Origin of the sequence: Curtobacterium poinsettiae (genome assembly GCF_047226435.1) — a bacterium.
GTDB classification, from domain to species: domain Bacteria; phylum Actinomycetota; class Actinomycetes; order Actinomycetales; family Microbacteriaceae; genus Curtobacterium; species Curtobacterium poinsettiae.
The window spans coordinates 1,396,300-1,409,738 of record NZ_CP178434.1; the positions used below are offsets into that span (position 1 = coordinate 1,396,300).

Below are 13,439 nucleotides of genomic sequence, written 5' to 3' on the forward strand. Positions count from 1 at the left end.
GTCGGATGCGCATGATGCTGCTCACCGCCGGCACCCGCGGCGACGTCGAGCCCTTCGCCGCACTGGCACGACGTGCCCTGTCCCGCGGACACCAGGTGCGGCTGGCGCTGCCGGACGACGCGGTCGCGCCTGACGGTGTCGACACCGTGCGCCTCGGCCTGGACGCGCACCGGGTGCTGTTCCCTGTCCGGCGCACCCCTCGAGTGCTCGCGCACCACCTGCGCACCGAGGTGCGTCCTGCGATGCGCCGGATGCTCGCGGCCGCGGTGCGGGAGAGCGTCGACTTCGGCCCCGGCGTGGTGGTGCACCACCCGCTGATCCTGAGCGCTCCGATGGTGGCGGACGCGCTCGGCGTCCCCCGCGTGCTGGTGGAGTTCGCACCCGTGGCGACCCCGAGCGAGCGCTTCCCCGCCGCCGGAGGCCCGACGGCGACCCGAGACCTCGGCCCGCGCAACCGGTCCACCTACGCCGTCCCCCGCGCCGTCGCCCGTCTCTTCGACGCCGACGTGGTGCGCGCCGCCGCCGAGTTGCCGGGCGGCCGTCGTCCCGCGCGGCGGTCGCCGTCGCGTGCGACGCTCATGGCTGTGAGTCCCGCGTTGCTCCCGCGGCCCGACGACTGGCCCGAGCGGGTGCACCAGACGGGGGCCTGGTACGAGGCGACACCGTCGGCGTCACTCGACCCCGAGGTCGGCGACTTCCTGCGGGCCGGTCGCTTCATCGTCGCCTCGCTCGGGTCCATGGCGACGGGGACGGCGCGGGACGCAGCGGCTCGAGGGTCTGCGATCGTCACGGCTGCCCGTTCCCACGGCCTCCGGGTGCTGCTCGTCACCGGGGCGGGCGGCCTCGCGCTGCCGGCTGAGCTCCGTGGCCCCGACGTGCTGGCGGTGGGGTCGACGCCGTTCGACGCGGTGCTGCCGGGCGCGACGCTCGCCCTGCACCACGGCGGGGCCGGTACCGCGCACGCCGTTGCCCGCGCCGGCGTGCCCGCGGTCGTCGTGCCCGTCACCGCGGACCAGCCGTTCTGGGCCGCTCAGCTGCACCAACAGGGCGTGGCCGCCGCTCCGGTTCCGCTGCGTCGCGTGTCGGCGGGCACGCTCGAACCCGCGATGCGCGATGCCCTGACCCGCCGCGACCGTGCCGCCGACGTGGGTCGACGGATGCGGGCAGAGCACGGGGTCGAGCGGGCGCTCGACGTGCTCGAAGCCCTCTGAGCCGTGGTCGCGGCGCGGGCAGGGATCGTCGGCGGCTGCTCCTTCGGTCCGGACGTGTCGCTCAGCCGAGCAGCTCGGGTCGCTCCCACTCCTGGTCGAGCACGTGCTGCCCGAGGAACGCGAACACCGTCTCGTACCAGACCACGGCGTGCTGCGGGGAGAGCACCCAGTGGTTCTCGTCCGGGAAGTACAGGAACCGGTGCGGCATCGAGCCGTCCGGCGCCGCGTGGTGCTCCGCGAGCTCGGACCACAGCCGCAGCCCCTCGCCGATCGGCACCCGGTAGTCCTTGTCGCCGTGGATGACGAGCATCGGTGACGTGATGTCGCCCACGAACCGGTGCGGGTCGTTCGCCGCGATCCCGTCGGCGTCGAAGATCGACGACCAGTACTGCGACGAGTCCGTCGTGCCGTTGAACTGGTCGAGCGCCCACAGGCTGGCGTGGGTGACGATCGCCCGGAACCGGTCGGTGTGCCCGGCGACCCAGTTCGCCATGTACCCGCCGAACGACCCGCCCATCGCCGCGGTGCGGGAGGCGTCGATGTCGGCTCGGGCCTCGACCACGTCGGTGATCGCCATCAGGTCGGTGTACGGCGCCTGCCCCCAGGCGTTCCAGCCGCGGTTCACGAAGTCGAGCCCGTAACCGGTGGACAGCGCGGGGTCCGGCAGCAGCACGGCGTACCCGCGTGCCGCGAGCAGCATCGGGTTCCACCGCCACGACCACTGGTTCCAGGAGTTGAGCGGCCCACCGTGGATCCACAGGACGAGCGGGTGCGGCCCGTCGCCTTCGGGTACGACCAGCCAGCCGCGCACACGGGCACCGTCGGCAGCGGTCGTCTCGACCTCTTCCAGGTGGGCGGGCACGTCCGGCAGGGGCGCCGGCGTCGCCAGCGCGGTCACCGTACCGTCCGTCGCGATCCGCACGGGGTGCAGCGGCGCCGCCCAGGAGGCCCGGAGTGCCACGACCACGCCCGTCGCCTCCGCCACGCGCAGGCTCGAGTACGCCCAGTCGTCGTGCGTCAGCTGCTCGACGGCGCCGCCGTCGAGCGGGATGCGGAAGACCGGCGCGCGGCCGTCCTGGTCGGCGACCGCCAGGAGCGCCCCGTCGCCGTGCTCGAACACGAGCTCGCTTGGCCAACGGTCCCAGTCGGTCGCGATGCGGCGGGCGTCGGAGCCGTCGATGCCGGCCGTCCAGACCTCCTGCTGGTTCGCACCGGCGGGGGTGGAGCGGACGGTGCGGACCCAGGCGATCGCCCGACCGTCGTGGCTGAGCGCCGGCATCTCGTGGTCGACGTCGACGTCGTCGAACAGCACCGTGCGGTGGCCGCTGGACAGGTCGATGGTGACGAGCGTCGAGCGGTGTCCACGGGCCTCCCGGACACCCACGGCTGCAAGCAGGACCGATCCGTCGGGGGTGAGCGCTCCGCTGACGTGGTCGAGGGAGCGGCCGGGGGACGGCGTGCGGTCCACGGGCTGAGCGACTTCGTCCGCGCCGCCGGCCGTGTCGAGCGTCAGGACATGGGTCTGGGCCGGACCAAGGTCGTGGTCCCAGTACCGCACCGGGTAGGTCTCGTGCAGGATCGCGCGGACGTGCTTGTCCTTGCGGGTATTCCGGAGCCCGGCGTCGGCCTCGAGCACCGTCGACGGGTCGGAACCGGCCCCCGGCAGCAGGTCGGCGGTCAGCGCGACGACGTCCGACGACGACGCGGTGGCCAGGACGCCACCGACACCCCCGGCGAGACGGGTGAGCGGGCGGGCCTCGCCACCCGCGGCGGGCAGCACCCAGAGCTGTGCCGCCTCGAGGTCGCTGGCGTCCGCGTCTGGCCGGGCGGAGACGAAGAGCAGGTCGCCGGTGCGGGTGAAGGCGATGCCGCCCTCGCCCTTGGCGGAACGGGTGAGGCGGACCGGGCGCGCAGCGGACCGGCTGTCGTCGGTCGACGACGTGGGCACCTGCCAGATGGACCGGCGGGAACCGGTGCCGTCCGGATCGAGTGCACTGACCGTCAGGGCGACGCGAGTGCCGTCCGGACTGACGTCGATGCCGTCGACGCGGGGGAGCGCGATGTACTGGTCGAGGTCGGAGAACGGGGCGCTCATGCGTGCACGCTCGCCAGGTCCTCGGCCCAGAAGGCGGCGATCTGCTCGGCGACCGCGGTGCCCTGGGCGTGGCCGGCCTCGGCCGACGGCGCCTGGGTGGCGAGCGAGAGCGAGTTCGTGCCGAAGGCCTGCTGGGACGCGCTGTCGGCCACGACGACCTCGACCGACGAGCCACCGGCGCGCAGGGCCTCGACCGCGACGTCGAGCCAGGGTCCGCACGGAGACGGCCCTTCGGGTCCGCAGGCGATGACGAGGACCCGCTCGTACCCGGCGGCGGCATCGGCGTTGGTGCCGGAGCGGACACCGCCGTCGACGTAGGGGCGGCCGTCGATGCTGACGGGGGTCCACACGAAGGGCACCGAGCAGCTGGCGGCGACCGCGCGGGGGAGCGGGACGCCGTCCGCTGCGGTCAGCAGGCGGAAGGTGCCGTCGGTGGCGTCGACCGCGGTGACGGCGAGGGGCTTCTCCGGCCACTCGGTGGACGGGAGCGTCTCGCCGAAGGTCACGATGCGCTCGTCGTCGCTCTGCCCGCCGACGACCTGCTGGGCGGCCTGGCCGAGTCGAGCGCGGGCGTCCTGTTCGTCGGTCGCGCCCTGTAGTGCTGCGCCGATGTGCTGCTGCACGGCTTCGACGTCGATCGGTGCCGGCTCTTCGTAGGTCGTCGGGGCCGGGCTGTGCTGCTGGTCGTGGGCCTGCTGGACGGCACCGTTCCGGACGAAGGCGCCGACGACGCTGCCGGCGCTCGTGCCGACGACCAGGTCGGCGGCGTCGAGGTCGACGCCGGCTTCCTGCAGGGCGACGAGGACGCCGACTTCCCAGGCGATGCCGGCGACACCTCCGCCACCGAGGACGAGGGCTCTGGATCCGGGAACGGGCGTGCTGACGTCGGTCATGGGTCCTGCTTACCAGCTGCGTGCGACGGGCTGGTGGAGGCCGTCGGATCCTGTGGAGAACCGACCTGTGGACAACTCCGACCGAGTCGGTGGCGTGACCTAGCGTCGTGGTCATGGGGCATCAGCGTTCAGGACGGGTCGGCACGGTCGTGTGGCCGATCGTGGTGGCTGCTGCGCCCACCGCCGCGTTCCAGCTGCCCAACCTGTTCGTCGCCCCGGCGGTCCGACTCTCGCTCGTCGCGTTCGGGCTCGTCGTGCTCGTCGCCGCGGTGACGGTGCAGGTGGTCCGGACCCGGCGCAGCGACGCCGCGCGCTCGGTGGCCGAGGACAACGCCACCGCGGCGGAGCTCGAGCAGTCGACGGCCGTCCGGTACGCGTTCGGTCAGATCGCCACCCGGCTCGTCCGGTTCACCGAACTGCGCCGGTCCGAGCGCCACGGCGAACTCTCCGTCGTCGCCGACCGCGTCGCCGTGGCCCTGGCGTTCTACCTGCTGCCGAAGGTGCCCGACGTCCGCGCCAACGTCTACCAGCTGTCCACCGATCTGCGGGCGCTCGAGCCGATCGGTCACGCCGGCGCCGGCGACACCGCCGGTGTCTTCCGCGCGGGCACGCCCTACGGCGACCGCAACCTCGAGTGGGTGTTGGTCGGGGGATCACCCCGGATCGTCGGCGACCGCTCCGCCGACGTCGACGTCGACCAGGACGTGCCGGGCTTCGAACCGCGGTACTCCTCGTACGTGTCGGTGGTGATCCGGTCCGACCAGTACTCGTTCGGCATGCTCACCGTCGACTCCCCGGTGCCCGACGCCTTCACCGAACTCGACGCCAAGAACATCGCGATGATGGCGTCGTTCATGGCCGTCGCGTTCTCGCTGACCTACTCGTTCCCCGAGCGCGACCGCAATCCAAGGAAAGGCCCGTGATGCTCACACGCTCTGTCGGACGCTCGACGTACGATGCCCCCATGACGACCGTGAACCCTGCTCCGCCGTCGTTCGGGCGTGCCCGGATCTCCTCACCGAACTGGAACGACACCACCACCGACGCCGACTACGAAGACCTCGACGTCATCGCCGCCAACATCGAGCGCGAGCGCGCAGCAGCCCGGATCCGGGTCACCGCTGCCATCGCTGCGCGTCTGGGGCGCTGACCCCTCCCGCACCGTCCACCACGAACGGCTCCCACGCATGCGTGGGAGCCGTTCGTCGTCCGCCGAGCCGGAGCCGGACCCGGAGTGGGATCCGGTGTCGCGGCTACGGCGCCTCGGTCACGTCGATGAGCACCTTGCCGACCGTGTCCTGCTCGACCGCGTCGTGCGCCCGGGCGGTCTCCTCGAGCGCGAACCGGGTGAGCGGCAGTCCGGCGTCCTCGCCGACCGGCAGTACGCCGTCGTGCAGCGCCTCGGTGACGTCCTCGGCCGCAGCGGACAGCGCCTCGTCACCGATCGTGTAGAGCAGCAGGAACTGGTAGCGGGCGTTCACGGTCATGTTCGGCCGGATCGGCAGGCTCGCCTCGTCCCCGCCGTTGTTCGCGTAGATCGACACGACGCCGTGGTTCGCCAGCACGTCGGCGACGAGTGTGGCGTTCTGCGGGATCGAGACCTCGACGACGATGTCGACGCCGTCGGGCGCGATCGACCGGATGCGCTCGGCGGCGTCCTCCTCGCGGTAGTTGACGATGTGGTGCGCGCCGGCCGCCGTCGCCAGCGCTGCCTTCGCGTCCGAGCTGATCGTCGTGATGACGGTCGCTCCGGCCCAGCGGGCGAGCTGGATCGCGGCGTGCCCCACGGCGCCGGCACCGCCGGCGACGAGCACGGTGAAGCCGTCCAGGGCACCGGGGCCGAGTCGGGCGGGGCCGTCCTCGTGGGTGGTGAGGGCTCGGTGCGCCGTCATCGCGGGGACCCCGAGCGCGGCGCCGACGTCGAACGAGATGCCGTCGGGCAGTGGGACCACGCGGGACTCGGGGACGACGGTGTACTCCTGCGCGGTGCCGGTCGGCCGTGACGCCGCCGCCATGAACAGCCAGACGCGGTCACCGACGGCCAGTCCCTCGACACCGGGGCCCACGGCGTCGACCACACCGGCGCCGTCCTGGTTCGGCGTGATCTCGGCGAAGGGCAGGCCGTCGCCGTAGGTGCCGCCGGCGCGGGCCTTCCAGTCGGTCGGGTTGACGCCGGAGACGACGACGCGGACGCGGACCTCTCCCGCGCCGGGTTCCGGGATCTCCCGCTCGACGAGTTCGAGGACGCTGCTGGCACCGGGCTTCGTGTAGACGATCGATCGCATGTCCCCAGGCAACCACTCGTCACCGTCGGGGATTCCGAGTGCGCCGGAGCGCTGCGCGCCGGAGCTCAGCGCGCGTCGTACCCCTCGCGCGCCACCGCGACGTCGGGCATGTGCGAGGTCGCCCAGTCCTCCAGCGGCACGAGGACCGTGCGCAGGGACCGTCCGAGTTCGGTCAGCTCGTACTCCACGTGCGGCGGGATCTCGGGGAACACCGTGCGCGTGACCATGCCGTCGCGTTCGAGTGCCCGCAGGGTCTGGGTGAGCATCTTCTGCGAGACCCCCTGCACCCGGGCCGCCACCGCCGAGTACCGTGCGGGACCGTCGGCGAGGACGCCGATCGTCAGCACGCTCCAGCGGTCGCCGATGCGGTCGAGCAGCTGCCGACTGGGGCAGTCCGCCGCGTAGGGGCTGTACTCGAGTGCTGACATGGTGTCCTCCGAAACGCACCGCCAGGTGCCTACTTACTCAAAGAGAGTAACTCTTGTACGGTGACTGTCAACGTCACCGACGCCCAGCACGTCCACGAAGGGAACACCATGACCAACATCGTCGTCTTCGGAGGCACCGGCTACGCCGGCTCCGCCATCACCCACGAGGCCCTCTCCCGCGGCCTCACCGTCACCGCGGTCGCCCGCGACACGAGCAAGCTCGAGCCGGCCGAGGGCCTCACCCTGGCGCAGGGCGACGCGTTCGACGCCGACTTCGTGTCCGAGGTCACCAAGGGTGCCGACGTCGTCGTCGTCTCGCTCCACGCCGTGCAGGCCGACGGCAGCGAGCTGAAGGACAAGTTCCAGCACTTCGTCGACGCCGCCGCCGCGGCTGGCGCGCGGCTCGGCATCGTCGGCGGTGCCGGCTCGATGCGCGTGTCCGAGGACGGCCCCCGCCTCTTCGACACCGACGGCTTCCCGGACGCCTTCAAGGGCGAGGCGAAGAGCCACGCGCAGATCCTCGACGCCCTCCGCGCTTCGGACACCCAGGTCGACTGGTTCTACGTGAGCCCCGCCGCGGCCTTCGGCAGCTACAACCCGGGCGAGCGCCGCGGCACCTACCGCGCCTCGGACGAGGTCCTGCTCGCCGACGCCGCGGGCAACTCGGACATCTCCGGCGCCGACTACGCGATCGCGTTCGTCGACGAGATCGTCACCCCGGCGCACCACCAGACGCGCTTCGGCGTCGCCTACTGAGGCACTGCCCCTCGCGGGACACCGGTGTTCGCGCAACACACCGCGGGATTCCGCGGCGTCGAGCGTGGACACCGGTGTTTTGCGTACGGCCTGGCGCGACCAAGGGGCGGACGGGAGGCGCGGGGCGGGGCCGCCACGGGCCTCCCGGCCGGCGGGTGGTCACCGCGAAGTCCCGCGTCAGTGCGCGACGATCGCCGGCACCGGCAGGTGGTGTCGCATCCGCACCGCCAGGTGCAGGCCCCCTCGGCGGGCGAGCACGAGCGCGATCACCGCGGCGGCCGCAGCCGGCACGCCACCGGCGACCATCATCCCCACGTGCGCACCGAAGCGGTCGACGACCTGGCCCATCAGCGGGCCGCCGATCGCCTGTCCACCGAGCAGCACCAGGACGTAGAGCGACATCACCCGGCCGCGGATCGCCACGTTCGACGACAGCTGCACGAGCGAGTTCGACGCGGTCTGGAACAGCAGCTGCGACATCCCCACGGCCACGAGCGCGACGGTGAACGGCGCGATCGCGGGGATCGACCCCGACACGACGAGCAGCACGCCCGTCCAGAACACCCCGCCGACGATGGTGCGGAGCCGCACGACCGCCCGCCGGGTGGACAGCAGCGCGCCGACCAGGGCGCCGATCGCGACGGCGGAGTTGAACACCCCGTAGCCACCGGCGCCGACGTCGTACACCTGTGACGCGAAGGCGGACAGCAGCACCGGCATCGTCAACGCGAACACCGAGAAGAACGCCACGAGGATCACCGGCACGATGATCGTCGGCTTGTTGACGGCGTAGCGGAGGCCCTCCACGAGCTGCCCCTTGCCCCGCGGTGCCGGGGGCGTGCGGTGCAGTTCGGAGACCTTCAGGAACCCGAGCGTCACGACGACGGCGACACAGGCGATCGCGTTCACGCCGAACGACCAGCCGGCACCGACCGCGACGAGCAGAGCCCCCGACAGGGCCGGACCGATCATGCCGCCGAGCTGGAACACCGACGAGTTCACGCTGATGGCGTTCCGCAGGTGCTTGTGCCCGACGATCTCGGTGACGAACACCTGCCGGGCCGGGTTGTCGATCACGGTGACCATGCCCACCAGGAACGCGATCACCCAGATGTGCCACGCCTCGACGACGCCGGCGAGCGTCAGCACGGCGAGCAGAGCGGACAGCACGGCGAAGACGCCCTGCGTGATCATCATGAGCGCGCGCTTCGAGAACCGGTCGACCAGCACGCCGCCGAGCAGGCCGAACAGCAGCATCGGCGCGAACTGGCAGGCGACCGTGATGCCGACCTGCGCGACCGAGCCGGTCAGCTGCAGCACGAGCCAGTCCTGGGCGATGCGCTGCATCCAGCCGGCGGTCATCGCGACCAGGTTCGTCGCCGTGAACAGCCGGAAGTTCGGCACGGACAGGGCGATGAGCGTGTGGCGCCACGGCGGTCGCGTGGCCTGGATCGGGAGCGGTTCGGTGGGCGGGGGGAGGGTCGTCGGTGACGCGCTCACGGTGCGGGGTTCTCCGGACGTCGGTGTGGATCTGGTACCCCAACGAAACTACGTGGTGCCGAGCCATTCGATACCCCTATGGTGGCTATCAGTCCATTGCGATGTCGAATGACCGCGCGAACGCCCGCATGGGTGGCTGCTCGAACGACAGCTCGAACGCCCGCGCGAACGAACGAGGTGCCCTGTGCTCGATCCGGTCCTGTTGCAGACGTTCCTTGCCGTGGCGGAGACCGGCAGCTTCACGCAGGCCGGCACCCGGCTCGGCATCAGCCAGCCGACGGTGTCGCAGCACGTCCGGCGTCTGGAGACCGCGGTGGCACGCACCCTGGTCGCCCGGGACACCCGTGGCGTCGCGCTCACCGACAACGGGGACGCGATGGCGGGGTTCGCGCGGACGATCCTCGCCGCACACGCCACCGCCGACGCCTACTTCTCCGGCGCGGCAACCCGCGGACGACTCCGGTTCGGCGCTGCGGACGACCTCGCCATCACCCAGCTGCCCCGGATCCTGCGGGACTTCCGGCGGCTGCACCCGCAGGTCAACCTCGAGCTCACGGTGAACCAGTCGTCGCCGCTGCTCCGGCGGGTGCACGCCGGTCAGCTCGACCTGGTGTTCATCAAGCAGACGGCGGGGGAGTCGGCCGAGGGTACCCGGGTCGCCACCGACCAGATGGTGTGGATGGCGCAGGACGGCATCGCCCTGGAACCCGGCGAACCCGTGCCGCTCATCGCGTACCAGGCGCCGAGCATCAGCCGGCAGATGGCGATCGACGCGCTCGAGGCCGCCGGCCGCACCTGGCGGATCACCTGCAACACCCGCGACGTGAACGGGGTGCTGGCCGCGGTGCGCGCGGGCATCGGCGTCGCGGTGTTCCCGCACTCGCTCATCCCGGCGGACCTGGTGAAGGTGTCGCAGCGGCTCGGGCTGCCCGACCTGCCCGCGGTCGACTACGTCCTCATCGCGAACCCGACGGTGCAGCGGGAGCCGATCGACGCCCTGACGAACGCGATCCTGTCGCGCGGGGTCGTCCGCGCCGTCTGAGCGGTTGCGACCTGCGTCCGCCAGCGCTCAGACGCCGGTGTGTCGCCCCCGGTGCGTGCTGCGAGACGCCGGCGTGTTCCATCGACGCCGCAGAGTCATCGATACGCCGCGGCTTTCGGGGGCGTCTCGACGTCCCCGGGGCGTCGCACCGAGACGCCGGCGTCTGAGCGGTCGCGGCGCTACGGGGCGAGCGTCGGGGTCACGCCGGTTCCGGTGACGTCCGACAGTGTCACCCCCGCGAGCGGCAGCAGCGCCGCGGCGACCGCCCACAGCAGCACGACGGTGCCGACACCACCGAGCACGGCGCCGAGCAGCGCGACCGGCCGCTGCCACGTGGCTGTCCGGTCGCGCAGCGCCACGATTGAGACCACCAGCGCGAGCAGTCCGAGCACTACGCCGACGCCGTGCACGGTCGACGGCGCGGTGAACCACCAGGCGGCCAGACCGATCGTCGCGATGCCGGCGACGGCACCGAGCCCCGCCCCGGCGGTCGCGCCGAGTGCACGGCGCGGCTCCGGTGCGGCGGCTCCGGGCACGGGCTGTTCCAGCAGCTCGGTCGGGAGGCACGCATCGCCCCCGCCACCACACCGCGGCACCGGGGTCGGCGCGGTCACGACCGTGGTCGCGTCGGCGGGGGACGCCGCGGCGTGCAGCACGGTGTCGAACGACCGGGCGGGAGCGGGGCCGAGCACCTGTGCGGGGGCGGGGTCGGCCGACCGTGCGGCGGCCTGCTGGTGGGCGAAGCGTCGGGGCGTCCGGGAGCCGATCGGGCCGACCCGGTGACCGTGGTCGGTCGGACCGGCGCCGCGTGGGCGGCGCGCGACGAGGCGGGGGTGGGGCGGGCCTCCCGGCCGGAGGCGTTCACGTGACCGGCGGCGGCGACCCGCTCGGGGGCGACCTCGTCGACGGGCGGCGCGGTCACCCAGGCCGGGACGGGCCGACCGGGACGGTCCGATTCGGGCATGCGATGCGCTGCCACTGCGGCGCTCCTCTCCGTCGACTGATCCGTGCTCAGTCGTAGCGGCAACCGCTGCGGGGGTCGCAGCCCCGGTTCGGGGTCGCCGGTACGTTCGGGGCATGACCGGAATCGAACACCGTCCACTGGGCCCCTCCGGGCTCGTCGTCTCCACCGTCGGCCTCGGCTGCAACAACTTCGGGCGGCGGGGCACCGCGTCCGAGTCGCAGGAAGGCACCGACGCCGTCGTGTCCGCGGCCCTCGACGCCGGGGTGACGCTCTTCGACACCGCCGACATCTACGGCGGCGTGCCGGGCATGTCCGAGGAGATGCTCGGACGCTCGATCCGCGGTCGGCGCGACGAGATCGTCCTCGCCACGAAGTTCGGCATGGACATGCAGGGCGCGAACGGTCCGGACTGGGGCGTCCGCGGATCCCGCCGGTACGTGCGGCTCGCCGTCGAGTCGTCGCTCCGGCGCCTCGGGACGGACTGGATCGACCTGTACCAGATGCACCGGCCCGACGACGTGACGCCGATCGAGGAGACCCTGTCGGTCCTCGACGACCTGGTCCGCGAGGGCAAGATCCGGTACGTCGGCCACTCGAACTTCGCGGGGTGGCAGATCGCCGAGGCGGAGCTCACGGCGTCGATCGCCGGTACCACGGCGTTCGTGTCCGCGCAGAACGAGTACAGCCCGCTCGCCCGGGCCGCCGAGGCCGAGGTCCTGCCGGCCGTGCGGGCGTACGCGCTCGGGTTCCTGCCGTTCTTCCCGCTGTACAACGGGCTGCTCACCGGCAAGTACACGAAGGCGGGCGGCCCGGCCGACGGGCGGCTGACGACCTCGAAGCCGCAGCTGCTCGAGGCCGCACCGTGGGAGGTCCTCGACGACTACCAGCGGTTCTGCGACGACCGTGGCGTCACGATGCTGCAGGCGACGTTCGCGTGGCTCCTGGCGCAGCCGGGGCTGTCGAGCGTCATCGCGGGGGCGACGAAGCCGGAGCAGATCACGCAGAACGTCGAGGCGGGGACCACCTGGACGCCGACCGAGGACGACATCGCCGACATGACGACGATCTTCGACCGGGCCTGAGCGGGCGCGGTCGGGTCGCGCTGGGTGTTTCGCGCTGGGTACCTAGCGCTGGGTGTTTCGCGCTGAGCGACCGCTCACGGGCGGTGGGGCCCGTGGGGTGTCGCTCAGCGCGAAACGGCGGCTGCGCGGCGGCGGTGGTGATGCTGCTGCGCCGAGCCGTGGAACAGCGGGACTAGCGGGTGGCGGCGGCCAGGGCGTCGCGCATCTCGGCGACGGTCAGCCGCGGGCCGTAGCCGGGGGTGTCCCGCTGGATGCGCCAGCCCTCGGCGAGGGGCCCGGCGTCGACGACGTCGAAGCCGAACGCGTCGATGAGTTCGGTGACGGTCTGCTTGGCGGTGTCGTCGTCGCCGGCGATGACGAGGGCACGGCGGTCCGGGGTGCCGGCGGGCGTCGCGTGGCCGGTCAGGTCGTCGGCGGCGATGTGGTTGAACGCCTTGACGACCAGGGCACCGGGCAGGTGGTCCTGCAGCATCTCCGCGGTGGTGGTGGACTGGTCGTCGAGTGCGGGGATGTGGCCGTCGCGCTCCCAGTAGTAGTTGTTCGTGTCGATGACGACCTTGCCGTCCAGGGGTTCGACGGGGATCGTCTCGATCGCGGCGAGGGGGACCGTCACGACGACGATCTCGCCCGCTGCAGCTGCTTCGTCGCGGGTCGCCGCGCGTGCCGAGTCGCCGAGTTCCGTGACCAGGTCGGTCAGGGTCTCCGGGCCGCGGGAGTTCGCGATGACGACCTGGTGGCCGTTCCGTACCGCGAGTCGTGCGAGCTGGGATCCGATGTTGCCGGCGCCGATGATTCCGATGGTTGTCATGTGTCCGGGCAACGTCTGCCGGACGCCGCCCATTCCCCTGACGGCACGACGCGCCCGCTCGGAGCATGATGGCGGGCATGGACCACGAGTTCCGCGACGAGACCGATCAGGACCGCTACGCGATGTACGTCGGCGGCGAGCTCGTGAGCGTGCTCGACTACCGGGTGAACGGTGACGCCGTGGCGTTCCCGCACACGTACACGGTCCCGAAGCACCGCGGCCACGGCTACGCGGCGCAGCTCGTCGAGTACGCGGTCGCCGACGTCGAGTCGACGACCACGAAGCGCATCGTCCCGATGTGCTGGTTCGTCGGCAAGTGGTTCGACGACCACCCTGAGAAGGCCGACCTGCTCAGTCGCAGCGCCGCGGACTGAG

General features: G+C 72.3%; 14 protein-coding genes. 7 read left to right on the plus strand and 7 right to left on the minus strand.

Annotated features, from left to right (window positions below; genetic code table 11):
• The first annotated feature begins 5 nt into the window (after positions 1-5).
• Positions 6-1,211 carry a glycosyltransferase gene (locus ACL00U_RS06615; protein ID WP_412873975.1) on the plus strand — a complete coding sequence of 402 codons (1,206 nt, stop codon included), beginning with the start codon at positions 6-8 and terminating at the stop codon, positions 1,209-1,211.
• A gap of 61 nt (positions 1,212-1,272) precedes the next feature.
• Here the strand turns inward: ACL00U_RS06615 and ACL00U_RS06620 are convergent, their stop codons facing one another.
• Positions 1,273-3,306, minus strand: coding sequence for an alpha/beta fold hydrolase (locus ACL00U_RS06620; protein ID WP_412873976.1), 2,034 nt, complete (start codon positions 3,304-3,306; stop codon positions 1,273-1,275).
• Complete coding sequence (locus ACL00U_RS06625; protein ID WP_071251586.1) at positions 3,303-4,199, minus strand: patatin-like phospholipase family protein; 897 nt, start codon at positions 4,197-4,199, stop codon at positions 3,303-3,305. Before ACL00U_RS06625 ends, ACL00U_RS06620 begins: the two co-directional genes overlap by 4 nt.
• A gap of 113 nt (positions 4,200-4,312) precedes the next feature.
• Between ACL00U_RS06625 and ACL00U_RS06630 the strand changes: the two genes are divergently transcribed.
• Both ACL00U_RS06630 and ACL00U_RS06635 read left to right on the plus strand, forming a co-directional pair.
• Entirely contained in the window at positions 4,313-5,122 is an 810-nt protein-coding gene (locus ACL00U_RS06630) for a GAF domain-containing protein (RefSeq protein ID WP_140447925.1), read from the plus strand.
• 41 nt (positions 5,123-5,163) lie between these two features.
• Positions 5,164-5,349, plus strand: coding sequence for a hypothetical protein (locus ACL00U_RS06635; protein WP_017886573.1), 186 nt, complete (start codon positions 5,164-5,166; stop codon positions 5,347-5,349).
• 103 nt (positions 5,350-5,452) lie between these two features.
• Here ACL00U_RS06635 and ACL00U_RS06640 read toward each other — a convergent pair whose 3' ends face one another.
• A complete protein-coding gene (locus ACL00U_RS06640) occupies positions 5,453-6,484 on the minus strand; it encodes an NADPH:quinone reductase (RefSeq protein WP_412873977.1) in 1,032 nt (343 codons plus the stop codon).
• 65 nt (positions 6,485-6,549) lie between these two features.
• A complete protein-coding gene (locus tag ACL00U_RS06645) occupies positions 6,550-6,912 on the minus strand; it encodes a winged helix-turn-helix transcriptional regulator (protein ID WP_071251590.1) in 363 nt (120 codons plus the stop codon).
• A gap of 108 nt (positions 6,913-7,020) precedes the next feature.
• Here ACL00U_RS06645 and ACL00U_RS06650 point away from each other — a divergent pair, with 108 nt between their 5' ends.
• Positions 7,021-7,668: an NAD(P)-dependent oxidoreductase gene (locus ACL00U_RS06650; protein ID WP_263137324.1), complete on the plus strand. Its 648-nt coding sequence runs from the start codon at positions 7,021-7,023 to the stop codon at positions 7,666-7,668.
• Positions 7,669-7,845: 177 nt separating this feature from the next.
• On the opposite strand, the gene ACL00U_RS06655 is transcribed toward ACL00U_RS06650, so the two are convergent.
• Complete coding sequence (locus ACL00U_RS06655) at positions 7,846-9,168, minus strand: MFS transporter (protein WP_017886577.1); 1,323 nt, start codon at positions 9,166-9,168, stop codon at positions 7,846-7,848.
• Positions 9,169-9,352: 184 nt separating this feature from the next.
• Between ACL00U_RS06655 and ACL00U_RS06660 the strand changes: the two genes are divergently transcribed.
• Positions 9,353-10,210 (plus strand): LysR substrate-binding domain-containing protein, encoded by an 858-nt coding sequence (locus ACL00U_RS06660; RefSeq protein WP_017886578.1) that lies wholly within the window; start codon positions 9,353-9,355, stop codon positions 10,208-10,210.
• A gap of 179 nt (positions 10,211-10,389) precedes the next feature.
• Here ACL00U_RS06660 and ACL00U_RS06665 read toward each other — a convergent pair whose 3' ends face one another.
• On the minus strand, positions 10,390-10,902 hold the full coding sequence (locus ACL00U_RS06665) for a hypothetical protein (RefSeq protein ID WP_042537373.1): 513 nt from the start codon (positions 10,900-10,902) through the stop codon (positions 10,390-10,392).
• Between the two features lie 385 nt (positions 10,903-11,287).
• Here ACL00U_RS06665 and ACL00U_RS06670 point away from each other — a divergent pair, with 385 nt between their 5' ends.
• Entirely contained in the window at positions 11,288-12,256 is a 969-nt protein-coding gene (locus tag ACL00U_RS06670) for an aldo/keto reductase (RefSeq protein ID WP_140447930.1), read from the plus strand.
• Positions 12,257-12,428: 172 nt separating this feature from the next.
• On the opposite strand, the gene ACL00U_RS06675 is transcribed toward ACL00U_RS06670, so the two are convergent.
• Positions 12,429-13,064, minus strand: coding sequence for an NADPH-dependent F420 reductase (locus ACL00U_RS06675; RefSeq protein WP_017886582.1), 636 nt, complete (start codon positions 13,062-13,064; stop codon positions 12,429-12,431).
• 77 nt (positions 13,065-13,141) lie between these two features.
• On the opposite strand from ACL00U_RS06675, the gene ACL00U_RS06680 reads away from it, so the two are divergent.
• A complete protein-coding gene (locus tag ACL00U_RS06680) occupies positions 13,142-13,438 on the plus strand; it encodes a GNAT family N-acetyltransferase (RefSeq protein WP_071251593.1) in 297 nt (98 codons plus the stop codon).
• Position 13,439: the final 1 nt, after the last annotated feature.

Coding starts and splice junctions, on each gene's coding strand:
- ACL00U_RS06630 (WP_140447925.1), top strand. CDS start 4,313: ATGGGGCATCAGCGTTCAGGACGGGTCGGCACGGTCGTGTGGCCGATC.
- ACL00U_RS06645 (WP_071251590.1), bottom strand. CDS start 6,912: ATGTCAGCACTCGAGTACAGCCCCTACGCGGCGGACTGCCCCAGTCGG.
- ACL00U_RS06620 (WP_412873976.1), bottom strand. CDS start 3,306: ATGAGCGCCCCGTTCTCCGACCTCGACCAGTACATCGCGCTCCCCCGC.
- ACL00U_RS06670 (WP_140447930.1), top strand. CDS start 11,288: ATGACCGGAATCGAACACCGTCCACTGGGCCCCTCCGGGCTCGTCGTC.
- ACL00U_RS06615 (WP_412873975.1), top strand. CDS start 6: ATGCGCATGATGCTGCTCACCGCCGGCACCCGCGGCGACGTCGAGCCC.
- ACL00U_RS06640 (WP_412873977.1), bottom strand. CDS start 6,484: ATGCGATCGATCGTCTACACGAAGCCCGGTGCCAGCAGCGTCCTCGAA.
- ACL00U_RS06635 (WP_017886573.1), top strand. CDS start 5,164: ATGACGACCGTGAACCCTGCTCCGCCGTCGTTCGGGCGTGCCCGGATC.
- ACL00U_RS06650 (WP_263137324.1), top strand. CDS start 7,021: ATGACCAACATCGTCGTCTTCGGAGGCACCGGCTACGCCGGCTCCGCC.
- ACL00U_RS06675 (WP_017886582.1), bottom strand. CDS start 13,064: ATGACAACCATCGGAATCATCGGCGCCGGCAACATCGGATCCCAGCTC.
- ACL00U_RS06625 (WP_071251586.1), bottom strand. CDS start 4,199: ATGACCGACGTCAGCACGCCCGTTCCCGGATCCAGAGCCCTCGTCCTC.
- ACL00U_RS06680 (WP_071251593.1), top strand. CDS start 13,142: ATGGACCACGAGTTCCGCGACGAGACCGATCAGGACCGCTACGCGATG.